This is a genomic window from Microbispora sp. H13382 (assembly GCF_014161445.1).
Classification (GTDB): Bacteria; Actinomycetota; Actinomycetes; order Streptosporangiales; family Streptosporangiaceae; genus Microbispora.
Genome location: NZ_JABBXA010000002.1, coordinates 594,224 through 618,614 on the forward strand (window position 1 = coordinate 594,224; position 24,391 = coordinate 618,614).

Here is a 24,391-nt window from a genome sequence, read left to right on the forward strand (position 1 = left end):
GCCTCAGGCTCCCACTGTCCTCAGCGGGGTCACGGGATCGGGCAGCGACAGGCCGCGGGCCTTCCACAGGCGGCGCATGCGGTCGGGGTAGTCGGTGACGATGCCGGCCACGCCCATGTCGATCAGGCGGGCGGCCTCGTCGGGCTCGTTGACCGTCCACACCACGACCGGCAGGCCCTGCCGGGCCGCCCCGGCCATCAGCGCCTCGTCGACGAGCACGCGGTCGGGGGACAGCGTCGTCGCCCCCACCGCCGCGGCCGCCGCCGCGAGGTCGCCGCCGGCCTCGCCGAGGCGGATGCCGTTCATCCAGGCGGGAGTCATCGTGTCGCGCTCGACCAGGGCGTAGCGCCGCTCGACCATCGGCCTGGCGATCTCCAGGACGCGCCAGTCGAAGCTGAGCAGGGACGCCCTCGACAGCCGGTCGTGCCGGTCGAGTTCGTGCACGACCTCCTCGACGAACCGGCGCGGGTCGGCGCACAGGTCGGGACGGGTGGGATCGGACTTCAGCTCGACGTGGAGGCGCACGTGATCCGCGCCGAGCGCGCCGATCAGGCCGAGCACCGCTCCGAGCGTCGGCATCCGGGTGTCCGGCAGCGGCACCTGCGTGAGCGCGAAGCGGTCGTCCGGCCGCTCCGGCAGGCGTACGCCGACGTCGAGGGTCCGCAACTGGGGCAGTGCGAGCGCGATGATCGGCTTGCCGACGTAGGGGAACATCTCGTCCCCCGGCGCGGCCATCCCGGTGTCGGCGCTGGTCACCGGGGACACGTGCAGGTCGTGGGTGAGCACGAGCTGCCCGTCCGCGGACATGGCGACGTCGAACTCCAGCGCGTCGACCCCCAGCTCCAGCGCGAAGGCCAGGCCGGGCAGGGTGTTCTCGGGCCTCAGGCCCCGGGCTCCACGATGCCCGTGCAGCTCAACGTATCCATGCACAGCGGCGTACCTTACCGCCTCGCCCGTCCGCGGCCCGGAACCCTCCGATTCCGGGCGCGTACGCCACGAATCATCAGATGAGGGAACGGATCTGGATGGTCTGGGTCCGGCCCGGGCCGACGCCGATGGCGGAGATCGGGGCGCCGCTCATCTCCTCCAGCGCCCTGACGTACGCCTGCGCGTTCGGCGGCAGGTCGTCGAACGTCTTGGCGCTGGTGATGTCCTCCTGCCAGCCGGGCAGCTCCTCGTAGACCGGCGTGGCGTGGTGGAACTCGGTCTGCGTCATCGGGATCTCGTCGTGGCGGACGCCGTCGACGTCGTAGGCGACGCAGACCGGGATCCGCTCCAGCCCGGACAGCACGTCGAGCTTGGTCAGGAAGAAGTCGGTCACGCCGTTGATCCGGGTGGCGTACCGCGCGATGACCGCGTCGAACCAGCCGCAGCGGCGGTTGCGGCCGGTGGTCACGCCGTACTCGCCGCCGGTCTGGCGCAGCCAGTCGCCCTGCTCGTCCAGCAGTTCGGTCGGGAACGGCCCGGAGCCCACACGGGTCGTGTACGCCTTCAGGATGCCGATGATCCTGGTCAGGCGGGTCGGCGGGATGCCCGAGCCGGCGCAGGCGCCGCCCGAGGTGGGCGAGCTGGAGGTGACGAAGGGGTAGGTGCCGTGGTCGATGTCGAGCAGCGTGCCCTGCCCGCCCTCCAGCAGCACGACCTTGTCCTGGTCGAGCGCCCGCGAGAGCACGAGCGAGGTGTCGGCGATGTGCGGGCGCAGCCGCTCGGCGTAGCCGAGGTACTCCTCCAGCACCTTCGCCGGGTCGAGCCCACGGCGGTTGTAGATCTTGGTGAGGATCTGGTTCTTCTCGCCCACCGCGGCCTCGATCTTCTTGCCGAGGATGCCGGGGTCGAGCAGGTCCTGCACCCGGATGCCCATGCGGTAGATCTTGTCGCCGTACGCCGGGCCGATGCCGCGGCCGGTTGTGCCGATCTTGGCCTTGCCGAGGAAGCGCTCGCTGACCTTGTCGATGGCCTTGTGCTGCGGCATGATCAGGTGCGCGTTGGCGGAGATCAGCAGCCGCTCGCAGGAGATGCCCCGCTCGGCCAGCCCGTCGATCTCGCTCAGCAGCACGCCGGGGTCGACGACCACCCCGTTGCCGATGACCGGCACCACGTCGGGCGACAGCACACCCGTCGGGAGCAGGTGCAACGCGTACTTCTGGTCGCCGATGACGACGGTGTGGCCCGCGTTGTTGCCACCCTGGTAACGCACGACGTAGTCGACGTCACCACCCAGCAGGTCGGTGGCCTTCCCCTTGCCCTCATCGCCCCACTGGGCGCCAACGAGAACGACAGCCGGCATGGTCTAACTCCCGCACCAAGACGAAAGCCCCTGACGCAAGCGCGCAGGGGCCTCTTGCACACAGAGACTACCCGAGGGGCATGCCGCGGGTGAACGCGGTCTTAACTCGCGAGACGGGGACCGCGGCCGGGGCTCCGTGTACGGAAGTCCGTCAGTGATTGGCCGTCAGCGCCTCCGCGGCGGCCGTGCTGCTGTCACGCAGGAACTGGGCGCAGCGCTCGGCCTCGTCCCTCTCGCCGATGGCGTTCGCGGCCCGGGCGAGGGCGTTCAGGCAACGCAGGAACCCCTGGTTCGGCTCGTGCTCCCAGGGGATCGGCCCGTGGCCCTTCCAACCGGCCCGGCGGAGCTGGTCGAGCCCTCGGTGGTAGCCGGTACGCGCGAAGGCGTACGAGGTGACGGCGTGGCCCGCCGCGAAGTAGTCGTCCGCCAGGGCGCCCCAGGCCGCGGAGTAGGCGGGGAAGCGCGCGGCCACGTCGGCCGCCTTGGCACCCGACTCGAGCATCTGCCGCGCCTCGGGGTTGTCCGGCAGCAGGGTGGGCGGCGGGCCGGCAAGGAGGTTCTCGTGCGTTTCCATGTGGACAGTTCTACCTGCCGAACACGCACAGGGGTATGGGCCGCCCGGCGGGAACGGAGATCGATACAAGAATGGATCTTCCGTTCCCGCCTTTTCCCTGGTCCTGCGTCCGGGGCGGGTGGCACGGTCCCCGGCCGTACGGCCGGGGAGGGCGTCACTTGAGCTTGGTGCCCGCGGACTTGAGCTGCTGGCACGCCTCGACGATGCGCGCGGCCATGCCGGCCTCGGCCGACTTGCCGTACGCGCGCGGGTCGTAGGCCTTCTTGTTGCCGACCTCGCCGTCGACCTTCAGCACGCCGTCGTAGTTGCGGAAGATGTGGTCCACGATCGGGCGGGTGAAGGCGTACTGCGTGTCGGTGTCGATGTTCATCTTCACCACGCCGTACGAGATCGACTCGCGGATCTCCTCCAGGGTGGAGCCGGAGCCGCCGTGGAAGACCAGCGAGAACGGCTTCTCCTTGCCGTACTTGGCGCCGACGGCGTCCTGGATCTCCTTGAGCACGCTCGGGCGCAGCTTGACGTGGCCCGGCTTGTACACGCCGTGGACGTTGCCGAACGTGGCGGCCACGATGTAGCGGCCGCGCTCGCCCAGGCCGAGGGTCTCGGCGACGGCCAGCGCGTCCTCCGGCGTCGTGTAGAGCTTCTCGTTGATCTCGCCGACGATGCCGTCCTCCTCACCGCCGACGACGCCGATCTCGATCTCGAGGACGACCTTGGCGGCGGCGGTCTTGTCGAGCAGCTCGGAGGCGATCTGGAGGTTCTCGTCCAGCGGCACGGCGGAGCCGTCCCACATGTGCGACTGGAACAGCGGGTCCTGGCCGCGCGCGACGCGCTCGGCGGAGATCTCCAGCAGCGGGCGGACGAACGAGCCGAGCTTGTCCTTCGGGCAGTGGTCGGTGTGCAGCGCCACCGTCACCGGGTACTTCTCGGCGACCACGCGGGCGAACTCGGCGAACGCCACCGACCCGGTGACCATGTCCTTCACGGTGGTGCCGGAGAGGAACTCCGCGCCACCGGTCGACACCTGGATGATCCCGTCGCTTTCCGCCTCCGCGAAGCCGCGCAGCGCGGCGTGCAGGGTCTGCGACGAGGTCACGTTGATCGCCGGGTACGCGAAGCCGCCCTCTTTGGCGCGGTCGAGCATCTCGGCGTAGACCTCTGGAGTCGCGATAGGCATGCGAAGTCATCTCCTTCTGACGGTATGCGGCGTGGCAAGTATCCCGAAGGCCGGGCCGATCGGGAAAGCCGGGCCGGTTCACGGCGCCGGGAAAGCCGCGGTCATTCCGCGATTCACGGTTTTCCACAGCTCTGCCGCTTCTCAGTCTCATCTCATCGGGGACAGGTAGGCTCGCCCCGTGGACGTGCTCTTGGACCTTATTGACCCGAAGTGGTGGCTGAGCATGCTCGGCGCCTTCGCGACGATCGGCGTCATCGCCATCGTATTCGCAGAGACGGGGCTGCTCGTCGGGTTCTTCCTGCCCGGCGACTCGCTGCTGGTGACCGCTGGAATTTTCAGCACCGCGGCCGCGGCGCACGGATTCGGGATCGCGCCCCTGTCGCTGCCCACCCTGCTGATCGGCGCGCCGCTGGCGGCGGTCGCGGGGGCGCAGCTGGGCCACTTCCTGGGGGCGAAGGTCGGCAGGAGGATGTTCGACAAGCCCGACTCGCGGTTGTTCAAGAGGGAGCACGTCGAGAAGGCGGAGTACTACTTCGAGAAGTTCGGCCCCGCCAAGGCCGTGGTCGCCGCGCGGTTCATGCCGATCGTCCGCACCTTCATGAACCCGGTGGCCGGCGTCCTGGAGATGGACGCGCGACGGTTCTTCGTCTGGAATGTCGTCGGCGGCGTCGTCTGGGTCGAGGCGCTGCTGCTGCTCGGTTATTTCCTGGGCAGCAAGGTCGAGGGCATCGACAGGTTCATCCTTCCCGGTGTCTTCGTCATCGTCCTGCTGTCGGTCATCCCGATCGTGCGCGAGGTGATGAAGAACCGCCGGGCCGCCACCGCCGTCCCCAAGGGCCGCCACCACGCCGACCGGTGACGTCGCTCCTCGCAGGCGGGTGACCTGCGGGAAGTGCTAACGCACAAGAAGTGACCGACGAGTACTGAGATATGCCTCACAACCGCTACTCTCCCGGTTGTGGGACGCCACAGGTCTGATCCCCTCGGTATAGCCAGGCTGGCGCTGGTCGGCCTGGCGGTCGTGCTGCTGCTCGCCGTCGTCGTGATCGGCGCGAGGGCGCTGCTGTCCACGCTCGGATCGGAGGAGCCCGCGGCCGGCGCGTCCTCCACCCCGTCGGCGCAGCCCTCCGCCGAGCCTTCCGCGGAGCCCTCCGCGCCCCGCGTGCCCACCGTGCGCGTGGTGTGCCAGTCCGACCGGTGCCCCGTGTTCGTCCGGGTGCCCGGCGGCGACGTGCTCATCGACCGGGACCTGGCCCGGGGCGAGCAGGCGTCCTACTTCCAGCCCGAGCTCGACGTCGTCCTCGACGACGCGAGCACGGTTCAGGTCTTCGAGAACGGAACCGCCAGATCCCCCGGGCCGCCCGGCGAGCGGCAGGCGTTCAGTGTGAAGCGATCCCCAAGTCAGTGAGGGAGTAGGCGGAGCGATACGGCACACCGGTGGCGGCCAGCGCCTCGTCGCCGCCCCGGTGCACGATCGTCGCGATGCCCACGACCTGGGCGCCGGCCTCGCGCAGCGCCTCCACGGCGGTGAGCACGGACCCGCCCGTCGTGGTCGTGTCCTCCACCGCCAGCACCCGGCGTCCGGCGACGTCGGGGCCCTCGATCCTGCGCTGCAGGCCGTGCGCCTTGCCCGCCTTGCGCACCACGAACGCGTCGAGCGTGCGTCCGCGGGCCGCCGCGGCGTGCAGCATCGCCGTCGCCACCGGATCGGCGCCCAGCGTGAGACCGCCGACCGCCTCGTAGCCCAGGTCCTCGGTCAGATCCAGCATCACGCGGCCCACGAGCGGCGCCGCCACCCCGTCCAGGGTGATGCGGCGCAGGTCGACGTACCAGTCGGCCTCCTTGCCGGAGGACAGCACGACCCGGCCGTGCACGATGCCCTTGTTCTTGATCTCGTCCAGCAGTCTCTCGCGGTCACTCATGAGGCTCAGCGTACGGCCGGTCACGCCGTGCGGGCCGTACGGGTCCGGCGGCCGGACGGCGGCGTGCGACGACTACGGAGAGTAAAGAGGTCTCAGCGGTTTAGCCAGGACACGGACTGCGGAATGTATCGCCGTGCAACTCATCGTAATCGCGAGGTCGCAATGCGTAGAGAAGTCCGGCATACCGACATGGAACTGCTCGAGGCCGTGCGGGGAGGGGACACGGCGGCCTTCGGGACGCTCTACCGGCGGCATTCGGTCGCCGCGCGGTCGCTGGCGCGGCGGATCGCGCAGAGCGAGGACGCGGTGGAGGACCTCCTCGCCGAGACCTTCGCGAGGGTCCTGGAGGTGGTGCGGCGGGGCGACGGCCCCGCGTCCGCGTTCCGGCCCTATCTCCTCGGGTCGCTGCGTCGCTACGCCGCCACCGGAGTGGTCGACCTGGCCGACGGTGACTCCCTCTACGTGGATCCAGAACTCGCCGGGCTGGAGCGCTCGCCGCTCGCCCGGGCGTACCGCTCGTTGCCGGAGCGCTGGCGCGCGCTGCTGTGGCACGTGGAGATCGAGGGCGGCGGTCCCGCCGACGCGGGCCCGCTGGTCGGCCTGTCGGGCAGGGCCGCGGCCGACCTCACCCGGAGGGCCCGCCGGGGCCTGCGGGAGGCGTACGTGCGGCTGCACCTGGAGGACGGTCCCCGGGCCGAGTGCCGGCCGATCGTGTCGATGATCCTTCGTTATCTCGAGAGCGGTCTGCCCAAGGGGGAGGCCGCCGCGGTCGACGCCCACGTGGCCGAGTGCATCGACTGCCGGTCGGTCTTCCTCCAGCTGGTCGATCTCACCCAGGAGTTGCGGGCCGTCGTCGGCCAGCTGGTCGCCGGGCCGGCCGTGGACGACTACCTCGCCGATCTCGCCACCGCCACCACCGCGCGCTCGCGGTCGTACGGCGGGGCACGGGCGCGGCTGGAGGCGGCCCGCCACCACGTGGGGATGGTGAAAAGCCGTGCGGACCGCCGCATGAGGAGAGTCCTGCGGGGCGCGCGGGACCGGCCCGCGGGGCGGGCGCACGCGCTGCTCCGAGAGGCGTACGGCAGGGCGCGGACGACGGCCCGGCGTCTGTACGGGAAGGCGGGCGCGCTGCCGGGGGCGGCATACGGCGGGACGCGGACGACGATCCGGCGCGTGTACGGGAAGGCCGGCGCGCTGCCGAGGGCGGCGTACGTCCGGGTGCGGGCGGCGCTGGCGCGGCTGTCGGCACTGGTGCGGAGCATGCCGACGCCGCATCGGGCGGTGCTGGGAGGCATCGCCGTGGCCGGCCTCGCGACCGCCGCCTTCCTGCTCGTCGCCCAGCCGATGGAGACGCTGTCCGCGGGCCGCTCCGGGGAACGGGCCCTGGACCGTCCGCGGCCCGCGGACGGCGCCGCCTCTTCGCGGACCGCCGCCGGTGACACCGAATCCGCGGGGACTCCGTTTCCGTACGACCGGCCGAGGCCGCACCCGAGGACGTCCGGGAGCGCCGCCGACCAGCCGGGCGCGGGCATCGCCCTCGGCATGCCCGAGATCACCGGCAGGGCCGGCCCGGGCACCGATCGGCGGTCACCGCGCGAGGAGACCACGGGAACGCCGCCCGCCTCCGGCCACGCGGGTGAGGATCGCCCCGGCCGCGAGGGCGGAGAGCACGCGGCTGCCGGCGCAGACGGCGGGGGACGGGCGAACCGGCGTCCGGCGAGCGGCCGCCCGGTGCGGGAGCCCAGGACGGTCACGGCCCTCCCGCGCCGCGAGCAGGGTTCCGGCCACGCGGACGCTGCGCGGGGTCCGGTTCCCGAACGGCAACGGGTGCGGGGTCAGCTCTCCCGGCATCCCTACCAGGAACATCCCGAGCAGGCCCGTGCCCAGGCCGGCACCCGGGCTGAGGCGCAGGGCGGCGCGCGGGCGGGGTCGCGGCAGGAGCCGGGGGCGACTCGTGACCGGCGCGAGCCACAGGCCCGCCACGCCGCCACACGGCGCACCCCGCTCGCACGGCCGGGCGGCTCGCAGGCCGGGGAGCGTGCCCGATCGACGGGCCGGAGCGACACCGGCGCCCAGAAGGCCGCAGGCAGCCTGGGAAAGGCGAAGGGAGCAGGGAGCCCGGGGAAGGCGAAGGGAGCAGGGAGCCCGGGGAAGGCGAAGGGAGCAGGGAGCCCGGGGAAGGCGAAGGGAGCAGGGAGCCCCGGGAAGGCGAAGGAGGCGCTCGCCGTCGCCGTCGATCCGCTCGGCGCCCTGCTGCGCGGCCAGCCCGGGCTCGTCGCCGTACGGCTGCGCAACGCGGGCGACGCCGCCACCGGTGACGTCACCGCGACGGTGACCTTGCCACCCGGCGTCCGCTACCTGGACCAGGACGGGCGCGGCGGGCGGGGCCACGAGGCGAAGCCGGGCGCCCTCGGGCAGAACCACCCGCGGCAGGACGGCGTGCGGGAGGACGGCGCGGCGAGTGACAGCGCCGATCAGGAGCGCGCGGCGGGTGGGGGCGCGGACCCAGCCCAGAACGAGGCGATGCGGAACGACGCGCGGCAGGACGGCGTGCGGAAGGACGGCGCGGCGCGTGACAGCGCCGATCAGGAGCGCGCGGCGGGTAGGGGTGCGGGCGACGCGCGGACGCGGAGCGGAGCGGGCGACGGCTGGTCGTGTGAGGCGTCGGGACGTCTGGTGCGGTGTGCTCGGGGACCGCTCGCCGCCGGTGAGGTCACGGCGATCTTCCTGAAGGTGGCGGTGGCCGCGGACGCGCCCACGGGACGGGCGTTCACGGTGCGGGTGCGGGCGGGGCGGCTGGAGAGCACCGCCCAATCGACCGTGGGAGTGCGCGCCTCGGGCGCGGCGGCGCGCTTCGCCGCGGACGGCCGCCTCGCCGCCCGGGTCGTCGGCAACGTGCTCGTGGGCTCCGCCGCGTCGTCCGGCCCCTGCGGAGCCGCCTCGGGCGGCCGCGGCCGGAGCCCGGGCGTCAGCGTGCCGGTCGATCTCGACAGGGACCCCTCGACGGGCACGTCCAGTTGCGCCGATCTCGACCTGCCGGCCGGAGGCCACGTGCTGTGGGCGGGCCTCTACTGGGCGGGCGGCGGCCGGGGGGCGGTTCCCGCGCAGGACATCCGGGTGCGCGCTCCGGGAAGGCCCGGATACGCGACCCTGCACGCCGCCGAGGTCGCCCGGCGGGACCTGCCGAGCGGTTCCGGTTATCAGGCGTTCGCCGAGGTGACCTCTCTCGTCCGTGCGGCGGGCGGGGGCCGCTGGTGGGTCGCGGGCGCCCCGGCGCGTGCGGGTACGGTCCGGCACTCCGCCTGGGGCCTGGTGGTGATGGCCGCGGACGTGCGGCAGCCGTACACGCGGGCGGTGGTGCTGGACGCCGCGGCGGTGATCGGGAACGAGGAGAGGGCCCTGCGGCTCCCCCTCGACGGCCTCGCCCCGGACGGCGCGCCCGCGCGGATCGATCTGATGGTCTGGAACGGCGAGGGGGTCAGGGCGGGCGTCGTCACCATGGGGGATCGTGAGGACCGGCGCGGTTCGGGCGTCCTGGGCCGCGCGGATCCCGGAGGTGTCGCGGTCGACACGCTCCACGCCCTCCTGGGACCCCACCCCGCGCTCCAACTGGCCACCAGACGCGACCCCGTCTTCTTCGGCGTCGCGGTCGTGAGCGCACGGACGTGGTCTTGACATCCCCTGACTGGGATGCCCGACCGTCACCGTCCGGCGTGTTCACGGGCTCCGCGGCCCGTATCCGTCCAAGGGCGGTCGTGCGATAACAAATTGGTGGGAGGCGATACCTGGACAAACTGGTACGGTCGGCGTGAACGCTTCCGACCCCAGGGGTGTTGGCGTCCCGATCCCCCCACCAGGCGGGCGAGGGCTGAATCGCCGGGAATCAGCCTCGCGGGAACACACGCTTGACTACCCTGAGAGGGCCACGTAGGAAGGGCGGTGTCGCGTGGATCGCTGCGCGCTGTTCGTTGACGCCGGCTACTTGCTGGCAGACGGCGCGATGGCCGTCCATGGGACCCGCCATCGCGAGGCCGTCTCCTGGGACTATCCGAGCCTGCTGCAGTTCCTGACGACCTTGTCAAGAGAGCGGACGGGCCTGCCGCTTCTGCGCTGCTACTGGTACGAGGCGACCGTCGAGGGCCGCCGTACGCCGGAGCACGACGTGCTGGCGGACATCCCCGGGCTCAAGCTCCGTCTCGGCCGCATCCGGCCGGGCCGCAGGGAAGGCGTGGACGCCCAGGTTCACCGTGACCTCATGACGCTGGCGCGCAACAACGCGGTCTGCGACGCGGTCGTGGTCAGCGGCGACGAGGACCTCACCCAGGTGGTGAGCGACGCGCAGGACCTCGGCATCCGCGTCACCGTCATGCAGATCGCCACCGACGGCGCATGGTCGGCGGCGCGCACCCTGCGGCAGGAGTGCGACGACCTCATCGAGATCGGGAGCGGCCATCTCCGGCCGTTCGTCACGATGCTCACCGGGGCGGACCCGAGCCCCGGCGTCGGCAACGGCCAGTCCCACGGCAACGGCCTCGTCCCCCACGGCGGAAACGGCTCGCTGTCCAACGGGACCCACCTCAACGGTTCCCACCAGAACGGGACACCCTCGCAGGGTAGCCACGCCACCGGCCTGCACGGTGGGGCGGTGACGGGAGCGCACGGCACCCCGCCGCAGGACCACCTGAGCGCTTCCGGAGCGGCCTCGAACGCCACCCAACCGCACCCCACGGGGACACACACGGGGACACCGGGCACGGGAAGCCACAGCGCCGGGTCGCACGGCGTGGGCAGCCACGGCAGCGGCGCCCACGGCAGTGACTCCCACGGCGCCGGCTCTCAAGGCATCGGCTCCCAGGGCGCGGGCGCACACGGGACGGGTGCACACAGCGGCGGGCGGTCCTCCGCCGCCCACGCGCGTCCGGCTCTTCCGGCGCAGCCGTCCCCGCCGGCCTACAACGGGTACTCGCCGGAGTCCCAGCAGCCGCCCGCCCAGCCCGCTCCGCCGCGCCAGGCTCAGCCGTCCGTGAGCACACCGCTGCCGGCTCCCCGGGCGTCCACCCCGCCGTCGCCGCCCCCGGGGGCACAGCCGCCGCCGAGCAGCCCGGTGCAGAGCCAGCAGTACGGCTCCGGCCACGCCGCCTACTCTCCCTCACAGCTGGGGCCGTACACGGGCCCGCAGCCCGCTCCGGTGCCCGTGCAGACCGGAGGCACCACGACGCTCGCCGAGGCGGTCAAGGCGGCGCACAAGGAGGGGCACGACTTCGGCGAGTCGGTCGCCCGCGACGCCCCCGCGCTGTGGCTGGAGGCCGTGCTCGCCCGCAAGCCCCGGATGCCGTCCGACCTCGAGGCCCGCCTCCTGCAGGGGTCCTCGCTGCCGATCGACTTCCTGCTGCACGACGAGGTCAGGCACGCCCTGCGCCGCGGCTTCTGGGACGCCCTCGAGCGCGCCCGCCGCTGACCCGGCGGCTGTCCTTGCCAGGGCGGCCCATGGCGCGGCGCACCCCGCGCCCGTACGTCAGGTCACGGCACGTGTGGCTCAGCCGAGGGCGTCGAAGCCGGCCCGGAGCTGGGCGACGCGTTCGGTCAGTTCGGCGACCGCGCCGTTGAGGGGCGCGTCGGCGGACTTGTCCGCCAGTTCGCGCACCCGCCGCAGCTCGTCCTCGACGGCGGTGACGCGGCCGGCCAGCTCGGCCAGTACGGAGGCGTGGTCGCCGCCGTCCGGCAACTCGTTCGACAGGCGTTCGCGCAGCAGTGCCGCCTGCTCGGAGAGCCGCCGGTTCATCGTGTAGAGCTCCACGAACACGGCGACCTTGGCGCGCAGCACCCAGGGGTCGAACGGCTTGGTGAGGTAGTCGACCGCCCCGGCGGCGTACCCACGGAAGGCGTAGTCGGGGGCGCTGTCGACCACGGTCAGGAAGATGATCGGGATGTTCCTGGTGCGCTCTCTCCGCTTGATGTGCGCGGCGGTCTCGAAGCCGTCCATGCCCGGCATGCGTACGTCGAGCAGGATGAGGGCGAAGTCGGTCGACAGGAGGGCTTTCAGCGCCTCCTCCCCGGACCGGGCCCGTATGGGCACGACGTCCAGCGAGCTGAGGATCGCCTCCAGAGCGATCAGGTTCTCCTCGCGGTCGTCGACCAGCAGGACCCTGGCGCGGTCAGCCATCGATCACGTCTCCTGGGCGTCTCGGGACTCCGGGGCCGGCACGCCCCTCGTTCGTTCTGTGCCCCCGCCGCGGCCGCGCATGAGCCATCCGCGCAGCCGCTCGAGCAGCCGGTCGACGTCGACGGGCTTGGGCACGTAGTCGGACGCGCCGGACGCGATGCTCTTCTCGCGGTCGCCCCGCATGACCTTCGCCGTCAGCGCGATGATCGGCAGGTCGGCGAACTGCGGCATCGTGCGGATCGCCGAGGTCGTGGCCCAGCCGTCCATCTCGGGCATCATGATGTCCATCAGCACGAGCGCCACGTCCTCGTTGCGTTCGAGCTGCTCGATGCCCTCGCGGCCGTTCTCGGCGTACACGACGGTCGAGCCGTGCCGCTCCAGCACGCTGGTCAGCGCGAAGACGTTGCGGATGTCGTCGTCCACGATGAGGATCTTGGCCCCGGTCAGCGGGTCGTCCCCCTGCCAGTCATGGCCGTCCACCAGCGGCGTGTACTGCGGGACCGGCAGGTCGGTCGGGAGCGGGATCTCCGGGAGGATGTCCTTGATGTGCAGGTCGGGCACCTCGTCCTCGCGTCCCTCCGGTTCGGTGGGCGTGGCGATCGCTCCGCCGTCGGGTGCGGCGAGCGGCCCCGAGTAGTTCGGGGGCAGGTACAGCGTGAACGTGCTGCCCTCTCCGGGGACGCTCTGGACGTGGATCTCGCCGCCGAGCAGGCGGGCGATCTCCCGGCAGATCGACAGGCCGAGGCCGGTGCCGCCGTACTTGCGGCTGGTCGTGCCGTCGGCCTGGCGGAACTGCTCGAAGATCACTTCCAGCTTGTCCGGCGCGATGCCGATGCCGGTGTCCACGACCCTGAAGGCCAGCATGTCCTCCGGCGAGCCCTGCAGCTTCTCGTCCACGTAGGGGACGTCGACGGGTGCGCGGGTCACCTCCAGCCTGACCTCGCCCTCGTGGGTGAACTTCACCGCGTTGGACAGCAGGTTGCGCAGCACCTGCTGCAGCCGCTGCTCGTCGCTGCGCAGCTCGTGCGGCACGGAGGGGTCGACCTGGACCGCGAACGACAGGCCCTTGTCCTGCGCGAGCGGGGCGAAGGTCGCCTCCATGTAGTCGACCAGCGCGGACAGCGACATCCCCTGCGGATGGATGTCCATCCGGCCCGCCTCGACCTTGGACAGGTCGAGGATGTCGTTGATCAACTGCAGCAGTGCCGAACCGGCGTCGTGGATCGTCCGGGCGAACTCGACCTGCTGCGGCGTGAGGTTGCCCTCGGTGTTCTCCGTCAGCAGCTTGGCGAGCACGAGCAGGCTGTTGAGCGGGGTGCGCAGCTCGTGGGACATGTTCGCGAGGAACTCGGACTTGTAGCGCGAGGAGACCGCGAGCTGCTCGGCCCGTTCCTCCAGCGTCCGCCGGGCCTGCTCGATCTGGAAGTTCTGGATTTCGATGGCGCGGTTCTGCTTGGCCAGCAGCGCCGCCTTGTCCTCCAGCTCGGCGTTGGACCGGCGCAGCTCCTCCTGCTGGCGCTGGAGCTCGTCGGAGCGCTCCTGCAGCTCGATCGCGAGCCGCTGTGACTCGGTGAGCAGGTCCTCGGTCCGGGAGTTGGCCATGATCGTATTGATCGTGACGCCGATGGTCTCGACGAGCTGGGTGAGGAACGCCAGGTGGACCTCGCTGAACTGCCGGAACGAGGCCATCTCGAGGACGCCGAGCACCTTGTTCTCGAAGAGGATCGGCAGCACGACGATCTGGGCCGGGTTCGACCGGCTGAGCCCGGTCTCGACCGTGATCGAGTCGACCGGCACGTTCTCCAGGATGATCTGGTCGGCCTCCAGCGCGGCTTGACCGATGATGCCCTCGCCCAGTTCGAAGCTCGGCTTGGGAGCCGAACCGGGCTGGATGCCGTACCCGGCGATGAGGTTGAGCCGGCCGTCGTCGTACAGGTAACAGGCGCCGTGGCTGGCCGAGACGAGCGGGGTGAGCTCGCTCATGATCAGCCGGGCGACCTCCATCAGGTCGCGGTGGCCCTGCATCAGGCGGGAGATCCTGGCCAGGTTGGACTTGAGCCAGTCCTGCTCCTGGTTGGTCTTGGTCGTCTCGCGCAGGGTGGCGACCATCGTGTTGATGTTGTCCTTGAGCTGGGCCAGCTCGCCCGGCGCCTCCACGGTGATCGACCGGGTGAGGTCGCCCCTGGCGACCGCGCTGGTCACCTCGGCGATCGCGCGGACCTGGGTGGTCAGGTTGCCGGCCAGCTCGTTAACGCTCTCGGTGAGCCGCTTCCAGGTGCCCTCGACACCTTCGACCCGGGCCTGGCCGCCGAGCTGGCCCTCCGAGCCGACCTCGCGGGCGACGCGGGTCACCTCGGAGGCGAAGGACGACAGCTGGTCGACCATGGTGTTCATGGTGCTCTTGAGCTCGAGGATCTCGCCCTGGGCGTCGACGTCGATCTTGCGGGTCAGGTCGCCGTTGGCGACGGCGGTGGTGACCTGGGCGATGTTGCGCACCTGGTAGGTGAAGTTGTTCGCCATCGAGTTGACGTTGTCGGTGAGGTCCTTCCAGACGCCCGACACGCCGGGGACGCGCGCCTGGCCGCCCAGGCGTCCCTCGGTGCCGACCTCGCGGGCGACGCGGGTCACCTCGTCGGCGAAGGCGGACAGCTGGTCCACCATCGTGTTCATCGTGTCCTTGAGCTCCAGGATCTCGCCCTGGGCGTCCACGGTGATCTTCTTGGACAGGTTGCCCTGCGCCACGGCGGTGGAGACGACGGCGATCTGACGAATCTGCGACGTCAGGTTGTTGGCCATGAAGTTGACGTTGTCGGTGAGGTCCTTCCAGATGCCCGACACGCCGCGCACCTGCGCCTGGCCGCCCAGGCGTCCTTCGGTGCCGACCTCGCGGGCGACGCGGGTCACCTCGGAGGCGAAGGACGACAGCTGGTCGACCATGGTGTTCATGGTGCTCTTGAGCTCGAGCATCTCGCCCTGGGCGTCGACGTCGATCTTGCGGGTGAAGTCGCCGTTGGCGACGGCGGTGGTGACCTGGGCGATGTTGCGCACCTGGTAGGTCAGGTTGTTCGCCATCGAGTTGACGTTGTCGGTGAGGTCCTTCCAGACGCCCGACACGCCCTTCACCTCGGCGCGGCCGCCCAGCTTGCCCTCGGTGCCGACCTCGCGGGCCACGCGGGTGACCTCGTCGGCGAACGCCGAGAGCTGGTCGACCATCGTGTTGAGGGTCTCCTTGAGCTCCAGGATCTCGCCCTGGGCGTCCACCGTGATCTTCCTGGACAGGTCGCCCTTCGCCACGGCGGTGGAGACGACGGCGATCTGCCGCACCTGCGAGGTGAGGTTGTTGGCCATGAAGTTGACGTTGTCGGTGAGGTCCTTCCAGACGCCCGACACGCCGCGCACCTGCGCCTGGCCGCCCAGCTTGCCCTCGGTGCCCACCTCGCGGGCCACCCGGGTGACCTCCTCGGCGAACGCCGAGAGCTGGTCGACCATCGTGTTGACGGTGTGCTTCAGCTCCAGCATCTCGCCGACGGCGTCGACGGTGACCTTGCGGCTCAGGTCGCCGAGGGCGACCGCGGTCGTCACCTCGGCGATGTCGCGGACCTGCGCGGAGACGCGGTCGGACATCGTGTTGACGGCCTCGGTGAGATCGCGCCAGCTGCCCGACATGCCGCGCAGGTTGGCCCGGCCGCCCAGACGGCCCTCGGTGCCGACCTCGCGGGCCACGTGAGTCACCTCGGAGGTGAACAGCGAGAGCTGGTCGACCATGCCGTTGATGGCCTTGCCCAGCCGCCGCACCTCGCCCCGCGCCGCGCGGTTCACGTCGATCCGGCGGGACAGGTCGCCCTTGGCGACGGCGTCGATGACGTCCGCGGCGCCGCTGACCGGCGTCACGATGGCGTCGATGAGGTCGTTGACCGAGCCCACGCTCTCCGCCCACGCGCCGACGCCCGGCCCCGGGCTCAGCCGTTCGGTGAAACGGCCCTCCTTGACGATCTCACGGCGCACCCGGGCCAGCTCGTTGGCCAGGTGCTCGCGCCGGTCCGCCACCTCGTTCAGCAGCAGCCGGATCTCACTGAGGATTCCCGGCGGGGCGTGGGACACGCGTCGACGGAAGTCGCCGTCCCGCCATGTGATGAGCGTCTCCAGGAAGGGGACGAGGTCGGATTCGCGGTAGACCCGTTCGGTCCCGGCCAGCTCGGCGTTGGCGGGCGACATTTAGCCTCCTTTACCCCGATCGGGGCTGACGCGACCAAGGCATATGGCCTCATACGGCCTGTCCAGCCGCGGACTCCATGCCAGTCTGTCACGTTCGGCGGGATGCGGGGCCCCCTTGCTTGACCCGAGGTCAGCCGGAAGTGTGGTAAGCACAATGGTGGTGACAACTACCCCTCGAGCCGTTCTGGCGGCGTCCTTCACGCCGGGCCAGACGGCCGTACCCGAAGCGAAGCGGTTCACGCGCGAAGTGATGACAGCGTGGGCCGCCATGTCGGTGTACCCCGAGGCCGAGCGCCTGGTGGGGGAACTCGTCGTGGAGGCGGCGGGCGCGCCCTTCGAGGTCGTGTGGCTCCACCACGGCGAGTCCATCCAGGTGGAGGTCAGGGAGAAGGCGGACGGCCAGGATTTCGGGCCGCCGGCCGACGTCGTCACCTGGGGTGTCACGTTCACCTCGTCGCTGCGCACCCGCTGGGCCCGTCTGGAGCTGCCGGGCGGGGAGCCGGTGCAGAGCGACGAGTGGCTGCTCGAGGCCGCGCACGGCCCGGGCTGGCTGGGCTTCCTCGCGGACGCGAGCGACCTGCTCGCGGGCACGCTCAACCCGGAGATGGTCCCGGCGATCGTCGCGCAGATCGTGGTGCCGCGCCTGGCGAGCTGGTGCGCCGTCTACACCGCGCAGGACGGGTCGGGGGAACTGCGGCCCGCCTATCTCTGGCACGCGGACGAGACCCAGATCGACGCCATGCGCGACGAACTGGAGGAGATCTCGCTGCCCGCGGACGACGACCCCGCTGTGCTGCCGATGAGCGAATGGCAGGCGCTGGCGTACCCGCTGACCGCGCGGGGGCGGCGGCTCGGTGTGATGTGCCTGGGCCGGCGCGACCGCTTCCCCGACGAGGCCATGCAGATCGCCGAGGACCTCAGCCGCCGCGCGGCGCTGGCGCTCGACAACGCGCGCCTGTACGCCCAGCAGGCGGCGGCCAACCGGGCGCTCCAGCGCAGCCTCCTGCCGCCCGACGAGCCCACCACCCCGGGGCTCGACTTCCACGTGATCTACGAGCCGGCGGGGGAGAACAACGAGGTCGGCGGCGACTTCTACGACCTGTTCCCGATCGCGGAAGGAGTCTGGCGCTTCGCGATCGGCGACGTCTGCGGCACCGGGCCGGAGGCCGCCGCGGTCACCGGGCTGGCCCGTCACACGCTCCGGCTGCTCGCCCGCGAGGGGTACGGCGTGGCCGCCGTCGTGGGCCGGCTCAACCAGGCCATCCTGGAGGAGGGGGAGCGCGCCCGCTTCCTGACCCTGCTGCACGGCCAGATCACGGTCATGCCGGAGGGCCTCGACATCCGTCTCGTCTCCGCCGGGCATCCGGAGGCCCTGCGGCTGCGGCCGAACGGCGACGTCGAGGTCGTCGCCTCGCCGCAGTCGCTGCTCGGGGTGTTCCCCGAGGTGAAGTTCCAGGAGGACAGCCTGCGGCTCACTCCGGGCGACGTGCTGCTGGGCGTGACCGACGGGGTCACCGAGCGGCGGTCGGGCAACCGGCTGCTCGACGACGACGGCGGCCTGGCCAAGCTCCTGGCCGAGTGCGTGGACCTGTCCGCCCGCGCGGTGGCCGAGCGCATCCGCCGCGCCGTACAGGACTTCGCGCCCGTGCCGAGCGCCGACGACCTGGCCATCCTCGTCCTGCGCGCACCCTAGGGCGCGTATTTGGTTGTGATCAAGGGGTGGCGCGGGCGAGGTCTTTGATCCAGATCATCGCGGCGCGGAGGTGGAGGCCGGCGAGGTAACTCGCAGGGGTCTTGTCGTAGCGGGTGGCGATGCCTCGCCAGGCCTTCAGCTTGTCGATCAGGCGCTCGACGGTGTTCCTCTCCTTGTACAGGTCGGCGTCGTGGCTGACGGGCCGGCCGCCCTTGCTGCCCTTCTTCTTCCGGTTCGCGGCCTGGTCCCTCTTTTCTGGGATGACCGCCTTGATACGCCGTTTCCTGCCAACGGGCGGCACTTGCGGTCGGCGGCAAGGTGGACCTTGCTGGTCTGCCCGCCCCTGGAGCGTCCGAGCAGGGCAGCTTTCAAACGGAGCTTGCGCCGTTACCGGACGCGTCGCCGTTCTTCTGCCCCGGCGTCGTTTGCGGCGTTGTGCTCCTGATGTCCTTCCGACTCGCCCCCTTGTGCTCTTCGACGGCCTTCTCCAGGACGGCGACAAGGTCTCCACCCAGGTGCATCCCGGCGGCGTCGTGATGAGCCCGGGCGGTGGTGGAGTCCACGCTTACCAGGGACAAGTCCACCTCCCCGCGGGTGGCGGCTTCCGCGATCGCCCCTTCCAGCAAGGCCTCGAAGACGCCGGCGTCTCTCCACTGCCGGAAGCGGTTGTGGACGGTCGGCCAGCTGCAGAACCACCTGGGCGGCCCCACCGGGCTGAACGCCGGCACCGTACGGGCGTTGCTGCAGGCCGGGGCGGTGCTGGTGGCCACCATCTGGCCCGACCGCTACCACGCCTTCACCGCCCTGCCCCAGCCCGGTCAGGCCGATCCGTACGCCACCGAGCGGAAATTGCTGGGCCTGGCCGACGTGGTGCACCTGGACGCCGCATTCACCCCCGCCGAGCGGGAACGCGCACGGGCGGCCGCGCGGGCGGGGGGACGCCCGTATCGCCCTGGCGTTGCAGTCGGCCGGCTACGGGCTGACGCAGGTGATCGCCGCCGCGCCGCACCTGGTCGCCCGCTGGCAGGAGGCCGGGCCGTACGCCGCCGCGGTGCTGAACGCCGCTATCGACGCCACCCGCCTGGGCGTGCGCTCCCCGCTCAGCGCCGAGCTGCTGCGGGCGGCCGCCCCCGGTTACTGCACCCCTCGGCCAATGGGCCGCCACCCCCGCGAACTGGTTCGACGCCGCCCTGGCCTACGCCACCGAAATCCTGCACGGCGCCACCGCCGCGCTCGCCCCTGTGGCCACGGCCGCGATGGAGATGGGCCAGGCCGCCGGCTACCAGGTCGCCGACTACCTTCAGCAGCACGCTGGGGCCCGGCGCCGCATGGTCAAGGTGCCGGCCACCTGCTGGCAGGCCCTCTGCGACCACCTCACTTACCCGGACGACCAGCGGCGCGCTGGAAACGCCGCCATGGACCGGCTGCTCTACCGCTACGCCGAACCCCCTCCTCAGCGATGCCGCCGACATCGGCGACAGGCTAGCCGCCTCTCGGTTGGTGGGCTGTTGGCCGAGCAGGGGCGGGTGGAGGAGGCGCTGGCGGTGCTGCCGGTGCGGGCCGATGCCAGCAAGGTTCAGGGGCTTGACCCTCCGCACGATCGGCCGGCCGGGCTCCTGGGGCTTCCGGACTCGGCCGGTGAAACGTGACGTAGCTGAGCGACGTGCGCGTCGGAGATCCCCGGACACCAGCTCGACCTGCCGGCACGTTCGACGAGGGCGGCCCGCAGCCTGGAACGGCGATTGACAGGACGTCCCGGAGGGCGTCGGTTCCGGGGTCGAGGCGTTCGTCGTTGCCGGTCAGGGACCATGCCTGCCTGGGCATGACAGGACCACCCGGATTCGGGTGTTTGCCGTATACCGTCGCATACGTGGTCCGTGATCGAACTCAGTTGGCGGCCTTCCTGCGCTCGCGACGGGACCGGCTCACCCCTGGGCAGGCCGGCATCAGCCCGCTGCCCGGCGAGCGCCGGGTGCCGGGCCTGCGCCGGGGGGAACTGGCCATGCTCGCCGGGATCAGTGCCGACTACTACAGCCGACTGGAGCAGGGCCGCCAGGCCAACATCTCCCGCGAGGTGCTCGACGCGTTGGCCGGGGCACTACGCCTGGACGAGGTCGAGCGCGCCCACCTGTACGACCTCGCCGCGCCCGGGTCACCCCGCGGGCGGTCGACCGCCTATCGCGCGCAACGGCCGGATCCTGGCTTGCTCCGGGTGATCAGCATGCTCGACCACCTGCCCGCCCTCGTGATCGGACGACGCGGGATCGTGCTGGCGCGGAACGCCTTGTTCTGCGCCGTCTACGGGCACCCCATGGAGCCGGGGACGTCCTACACCCGATACCTGCTGCTCGACCCGGACGCACGCGAACGCATCGTCGACTGGGCTGCCGCTGCCCACGCGGCCGTCGCCGGTCTGCGTCGCGAGGCCGCACGGCACCCGCAGGACCGCCGCCTGCGGCACGACATCGCCGAGCTCCGCCGAGCCGATCCGAACGTCGCGCGCTGGTGGGACGACCATCCCGTCGGCGAGTACTCCTCGGCCCCACGCCGCATCCGGCACCCGGTCGGGGGTGATCTCACGTTCGATGTCGAGTTGCTGGTCGCGCCGCAGGTAACCGATCAGCACATCGTTCTCTACACCGTCGAGCCGCACTCCCGGACAGCGCGCACCCTGCCGCTGCTCGCCGCCTGGGGCGCGGAACCTGCGGCACGGGTCGTGACCACCGAGAACACCGGCGAGCCGTGAGCAGCCGGAGCTGAACCACCACTCCCGTCGCGGTTGCCCACCCCCTTGTCCGCCTGCGGGGTACTGCTCGCGTCGCGACCTGCCTGCCGGGCTCGACGGGCTGCACGTTGAAGGACCGCCGTCCGCTTCCTGAGCCATCCGCAGTGCCTTGGAAAGGCCTCCGTCCACCTGGAAGGACCACGACCGTGCAGCGGTGGAGAACTGGTCACCTCGTCGCCCTACTGCTCTGCCTCGCCGTGGCCGTCGCCGGTCCGGCCCGGCCGACCGTCGCCGCCGCCGCCGCTGCCGGGCAGTGCGCCCGGATCACCTCGCCGTTCGCCGGCTCGCCCGCCGGGGACGGGGGCTTGACGCTGCGGGTCGGCTGCGCGAGCGAGGCGGGAAGCCTCCGGTCGCTGGCCGGCAACGACAACGACCTCGTCGCGGCGCTCGACTTCGACACCAGCGAGCGACCGGAGCAGTGGCAGACGCTGATCAACCAACAGGTCGCCGCCGTCCGCGCGGACCAGACGGGCGGGCTCTCGCTGGGCCAGTCGCTGGTCAAGCAGAGCCGGGTGAACGGTCCGGGCCTCTATCAGGCCCCGGACAACGGCGTCGACTACAACGGGAGCATCCAGGTCGTCGGTTCGAGCATCGTGATCGTGGTGCCCGCGGGCGACATCGCCGTCTCCGGGGTCTGGGACGGTGTCTGGAGGAAGTTCCTGGTCGGCATGGTCAATCTCGCCGTCGCCGTCAGCGTCAGCGCGCTCTGCCTGATTTTTTCCGCCCCGGAGGCGCCCGTCACCGCGCCGTTGTGCGCCGCCCTCGGCGCCGGTTTCGGCGCGGCCTTCGGGGAGCTCCTCAGCGCCCGTCTGGACGACGTCCCCATCGACGGGACCGTCTGGGGCAACGCGTTGGGCGCCGCGCTCGCGGCCGCCATCGCCGTTGGGACCCTCGGCTTAGCGGTCACCTTTCTCACCAGTGCCGGCCGCCAACTGGCCAGCTCCCTCCATGCGACCGTGAAGAGCTGGGCGCCCCAGATCGGCACCTCGATCGTGGACAAGCTCAAGGAAGTGATCAACGAGGGCACGATCGGCATCATCAAGAGGACGCTCGAACGGCACATGCGCGGGCTCCAGCCGTCCGGAGCGTCGCTGCGGGTGATGGCCTTGGGTGATTCGATCACCGCGGGGGTCGGCAGCACGGCGATGAACGGTTACCGCGTACCGCTCCAGGATCGGTTGCGGGCGGCCGGCGTGACGTTCGACTTCGTGGGCTCCCAGGCGAACGGCGTGTCCACCGCGGACGTCCAGCACGAGGGTCACTCCGGCTGGCGGATCGACGAGATCGCCGCGCGCCTGCCGGACTGGCTGAGCACCTACCGCCCCGAGCTCGTCACGCTGCACCTCGGCACCAACGACATGATCCAGGACTACCAGACCTCCGGCGCGGTGGAGCGCCTCGGCGGGGTGATCGACCAGATCTTCGCCGGGGACCCGGGGGTGACCGTGGTCGTCTCGTCGCTGGTGCCCTCGCGCACCGCCGCGATCGACGCCCGGATCCGGCAGTTCAACCAGAACTCGGCGGCATGATCCAGCGCCGGATCGACAACGGCCGGCACCTCATCTACCTCAGCATGGCGATGGTCACCACCGCCGACATCGCGGACGACGTTCATCCCAACGACGCCGGGTACGCCAAGATGGCGAGGACGTTCAGCCTCGGCATCCTCAGCGCCTTTTACCGGGGCTGGCTCGACGACGACATCGCCATGCCCGAGACGGCCACGTGCACCCCCGGCGACGCCGGTGGGGGCGGACCCCGGCGAGCAGGTTTCGCGGATCTCAACGGTGACGGCAAGGACGACTACGTGGCCGTCGACCCCGCCACCGGGTCGATGCGTACCTGGTTGAACGTCGGCGCCGACCGTGACGGCGACCACTGGATCGGCTGCGGGATCACGGCGTCGGGCACCGGCACAGGGGTCGCCCTGGACGGCCGGGTCGTCGAGCTCGCGGATCTCAACGGCGACGGCAAGGACGACTACCTGGCCGTCGACCCGGCGACGGGCAACGTGCACGGCTGGCTCAACAACGGCGCCCACCAGTCCGGTGACCACTGGATCGACCGGGGCGTGATCGCCTCCGGCACCGGAACCGGCGTGGGGAAGGGCGCCCGTGAGGTCCAGTTCGCCGATATCGACGGCGACGGCCGGGACGACTACCTGGCCGTCGATCCGGCGACCGGCAACGTGCACGGCTGGCTCAACAACGGCGCGGAGAACGGCGGCGACCGGTGGATCGACCGGGGCGTGATCGCCTCCGGTACCGGAACCGGCGTGGGAAAGGGCGCCCGTGAGGTGCAGTTCGCCGACCTCAACGGGGACAGGCGGGTGGAGTACCTGGCCGTCGACCCCGCCACCGGCTCGACGCACGCCTGGCTCAACAACGGCGCCGAGCGGGGCGGCGACCAGTGGATCGACCAGGGCATCGTCGCCTCGGGCACGAACACCGGGGTGAGCCGGACCGGCCGGAGCGTCCGGTTCGGTGACCTCAACGGCGACCACCTCGCCGACTACCTCGCCCTCGACGAGACCAACGGCGCGACGCACGGCTGGCTCAACGTCGGGGCCCACGTCTCGGGCGACCACTGGCTCTACCGCGGGGTGATCGCTTCCGGCACGAACACCGGCGTCGGCCTGATCGGCACCGTGCCGCCGTCGGTGAAGCTGGGGTTCGCCACCGCCGCGTTCGCCGACCTCAACGGCGACGGCCGGGACGACTACCTCGCCGTGGACGGGAGCGGCACCGTGGCGGCCTGGCTCAACGACGGCGCCGATCAGGGCGGCAATCACTGGGCAAGCCGGGGGATCATCGCCTCGGGCATCGGTACCGGAGTAGCGCCCGGCGGCCGCGTGGTGCGGTGGGCCGACCTCGACGGCGACGGCAGGGACGACTACATCGCGGTCGACCCCGGCACCGGCCTAGCCCAGGGCTGGATCAACAACGGCGCGGACACCACCGGGGACCACTGGATCGACCGCGGGATCATCGCCTCCGGGACCGGAACCGGCGTCGGCAACGGCGTCCAGGTCTACTTCGCGGACATGGACGGCGACGGCCGCGACGACTACCTGGCGGTCGACCAGAGCTCCGGCTCGGCTCACCTGTGGCTCAACGTCGGCGCCGACCGGGCCGGCGACCGCTGGGTCGACCAGGGTGTGATCGCCTCCGGCACCGGCACCGGGGTCCGCACCGGTGGCCCGCAGGTCGCCTTCGCCGACCTCGACGGCGACGGCAAGGATGACTACCTCGCCGTCGACCCCGCCACCGGTGCGGCCCACGCCTGGCTCAACCGCGGCGCCCACACCACCGGCGACCACTGGCTCGACGGCGGGGTCGTCGCGTCCGGGACGAACACGGGGGTCGCCACCTCCGGTCGCCGCGCGTACTTGGCCGACCTGAACACCGACCGGCGAGCCGACTACCTGGCCGTGGATCCGAACAACGGCGACATCCGAGGGTGGCTCAATAACGGCGCCGTGACGGTCGGTGACCACTGGATCGGCCTGGGCACCATCGCCACCGGGAACGGCAGGAACGGCGGGGCAGGCAACTAGACCCCAGGTACGACAGATC

General features: G+C 71.5%; 16 protein-coding genes and 1 pseudogene. 9 read left to right on the forward strand and 8 right to left on the reverse strand.

Annotated elements, in window-relative coordinates; translation table 11 throughout:
- Positions 1 to 3 precede the first annotated feature (3 nt).
- The 4 genes from HHX41_RS06720 to fbaA all read right to left on the reverse strand — a co-directional run bounded on the left by HHX41_RS06720 (position 4) and on the right by fbaA (position 4,038).
- Positions 4 to 930, reverse strand: a complete 927-nt coding sequence (locus tag HHX41_RS06720) for a glycerophosphodiester phosphodiesterase family protein (protein WP_182905204.1) — start codon at positions 928 to 930, stop codon at positions 4 to 6.
- A gap of 73 nt (positions 931 to 1,003) precedes the next feature.
- Positions 1,004 to 2,287: an adenylosuccinate synthase gene (locus tag HHX41_RS06725; protein ID WP_169985619.1), complete on the reverse strand. Its 1,284-nt coding sequence runs from the start codon at positions 2,285 to 2,287 to the stop codon at positions 1,004 to 1,006.
- 151 nt (positions 2,288 to 2,438) lie between these two features.
- Positions 2,439 to 2,861 (reverse strand): DUF3151 domain-containing protein, encoded by a 423-nt coding sequence (locus HHX41_RS06730; RefSeq protein ID WP_169985621.1) that lies wholly within the window; start codon positions 2,859 to 2,861, stop codon positions 2,439 to 2,441.
- 154 nt (positions 2,862 to 3,015) lie between these two features.
- A complete protein-coding gene (fbaA, locus tag HHX41_RS06735) occupies positions 3,016 to 4,038 on the reverse strand; it encodes a class II fructose-bisphosphate aldolase (RefSeq protein ID WP_182905205.1) in 1,023 nt (340 codons plus the stop codon).
- Positions 4,039 to 4,216: 178 nt separating this feature from the next.
- Between fbaA and HHX41_RS06740 the strand changes: the two genes are divergently transcribed.
- Complete coding sequence (locus HHX41_RS06740; protein WP_310741802.1) at positions 4,217 to 4,897, forward strand: DedA family protein; 681 nt, start codon at positions 4,217 to 4,219, stop codon at positions 4,895 to 4,897.
- 99 nt (positions 4,898 to 4,996) lie between these two features.
- A complete protein-coding gene (locus tag HHX41_RS06745; RefSeq protein ID WP_182905206.1) occupies positions 4,997 to 5,446 on the forward strand; it encodes a hypothetical protein in 450 nt (149 codons plus the stop codon).
- On the opposite strand, the gene HHX41_RS06750 is transcribed toward HHX41_RS06745, so the two are convergent.
- Positions 5,418 to 5,960 carry an orotate phosphoribosyltransferase gene (locus HHX41_RS06750; protein ID WP_169985627.1) on the reverse strand — a complete coding sequence of 181 codons (543 nt, stop codon included), beginning with the start codon at positions 5,958 to 5,960 and terminating at the stop codon, positions 5,418 to 5,420. The genes HHX41_RS06745 and HHX41_RS06750 overlap by 29 nt on opposite strands.
- Positions 5,961 to 6,149: 189 nt before the next feature.
- Here HHX41_RS06750 and HHX41_RS06755 point away from each other — a divergent pair, with 189 nt between their 5' ends.
- Together HHX41_RS06755 and HHX41_RS06760 are read left to right on the forward strand one after the other, a co-directional pair.
- Positions 6,150 to 9,635: a sigma factor gene (locus tag HHX41_RS06755; protein WP_182905207.1), complete on the forward strand. Its 3,486-nt coding sequence runs from the start codon at positions 6,150 to 6,152 to the stop codon at positions 9,633 to 9,635.
- Between the two features lie 271 nt (positions 9,636 to 9,906).
- Positions 9,907 to 11,418 (forward strand): NYN domain-containing protein, encoded by a 1,512-nt coding sequence (locus HHX41_RS06760; RefSeq protein ID WP_182905208.1) that lies wholly within the window; start codon positions 9,907 to 9,909, stop codon positions 11,416 to 11,418.
- A 78-nt stretch (positions 11,419 to 11,496) separates the two neighbouring features.
- On the opposite strand, the gene HHX41_RS06765 is transcribed toward HHX41_RS06760, so the two are convergent.
- Positions 11,497 to 12,123, reverse strand: a complete 627-nt coding sequence (locus tag HHX41_RS06765) for a two-component system response regulator (RefSeq protein WP_182905209.1) — start codon at positions 12,121 to 12,123, stop codon at positions 11,497 to 11,499.
- Positions 12,124 to 12,126: 3 nt separating this feature from the next.
- Positions 12,127 to 16,338 carry a HAMP domain-containing protein gene (locus HHX41_RS06770; protein ID WP_182905210.1) on the reverse strand — a complete coding sequence of 1,404 codons (4,212 nt, stop codon included), beginning with the start codon at positions 16,336 to 16,338 and terminating at the stop codon, positions 12,127 to 12,129.
- 268 nt (positions 16,339 to 16,606) lie between these two features.
- Here HHX41_RS06770 and HHX41_RS06775 point away from each other — a divergent pair, with 268 nt between their 5' ends.
- Positions 16,607 to 18,031 carry a PP2C family protein-serine/threonine phosphatase gene (locus HHX41_RS06775; protein WP_259400658.1) on the forward strand — a complete coding sequence of 475 codons (1,425 nt, stop codon included), beginning with the start codon at positions 16,607 to 16,609 and terminating at the stop codon, positions 18,029 to 18,031.
- 19 nt (positions 18,032 to 18,050) lie between these two features.
- On the opposite strand, the pseudogene HHX41_RS06780 reads toward HHX41_RS06775, so the two are convergent.
- Positions 18,051 to 18,732: pseudogene (locus HHX41_RS06780) on the reverse strand (hypothetical protein); the annotation flags it as partial.
- A 540-nt stretch (positions 18,733 to 19,272) separates the two neighbouring features.
- On the opposite strand from HHX41_RS06780, the gene HHX41_RS06785 reads away from it, so the two are divergent.
- From HHX41_RS06785 to HHX41_RS06800, 4 genes are all read left to right on the forward strand, one after another.
- Entirely contained in the window at positions 19,273 to 19,680 is a 408-nt protein-coding gene (locus tag HHX41_RS06785) for a hypothetical protein (protein WP_182905212.1), read from the forward strand.
- 221 nt (positions 19,681 to 19,901) lie between these two features.
- Positions 19,902 to 20,777: a helix-turn-helix transcriptional regulator gene (locus HHX41_RS06790; protein ID WP_182905213.1), complete on the forward strand. Its 876-nt coding sequence runs from the start codon at positions 19,902 to 19,904 to the stop codon at positions 20,775 to 20,777.
- 185 nt (positions 20,778 to 20,962) lie between these two features.
- Complete coding sequence (locus tag HHX41_RS41610; RefSeq protein ID WP_182905214.1) at positions 20,963 to 22,345, forward strand: GDSL-type esterase/lipase family protein; 1,383 nt, start codon at positions 20,963 to 20,965, stop codon at positions 22,343 to 22,345.
- Positions 22,342 to 24,372 (forward strand): FG-GAP-like repeat-containing protein, encoded by a 2,031-nt coding sequence (locus tag HHX41_RS06800; protein ID WP_182905215.1) that lies wholly within the window; start codon positions 22,342 to 22,344, stop codon positions 24,370 to 24,372. The genes HHX41_RS41610 and HHX41_RS06800 overlap by 4 nt, the downstream gene beginning before the upstream one ends.
- The last annotated feature ends 19 nt before the right edge of the window (positions 24,373 to 24,391 follow it).

Bases quoted from the DNA above. Each gene is read 5' to 3' on its own strand.
- HHX41_RS06725 (WP_169985619.1), bottom strand. From the start codon at position 2,287: ATGCCGGCTGTCGTTCTCGTTGGCGCCCAGTGGGGCGATGAGGGCAAG.
- HHX41_RS06730 (WP_169985621.1), bottom strand. From the start codon at position 2,861: ATGGAAACGCACGAGAACCTCCTTGCCGGCCCGCCGCCCACCCTGCTG.
- fbaA (WP_182905205.1), bottom strand. From the start codon at position 4,038: ATGCCTATCGCGACTCCAGAGGTCTACGCCGAGATGCTCGACCGCGCC.
- HHX41_RS06750 (WP_169985627.1), bottom strand. From the start codon at position 5,960: ATGAGTGACCGCGAGAGACTGCTGGACGAGATCAAGAACAAGGGCATC.
- HHX41_RS06755 (WP_182905207.1), top strand. From the start codon at position 6,150: ATGGAACTGCTCGAGGCCGTGCGGGGAGGGGACACGGCGGCCTTCGGG.
- HHX41_RS06765 (WP_182905209.1), bottom strand. From the start codon at position 12,123: ATGGCTGACCGCGCCAGGGTCCTGCTGGTCGACGACCGCGAGGAGAAC.
- HHX41_RS06770 (WP_182905210.1), bottom strand. From the start codon at position 16,338: ATGTCGCCCGCCAACGCCGAGCTGGCCGGGACCGAACGGGTCTACCGC.
- HHX41_RS06775 (WP_259400658.1), top strand. From the start codon at position 16,607: ATGTCGGTGTACCCCGAGGCCGAGCGCCTGGTGGGGGAACTCGTCGTG.
- HHX41_RS06800 (WP_182905215.1), top strand. From the start codon at position 22,342: ATGATCCAGCGCCGGATCGACAACGGCCGGCACCTCATCTACCTCAGC.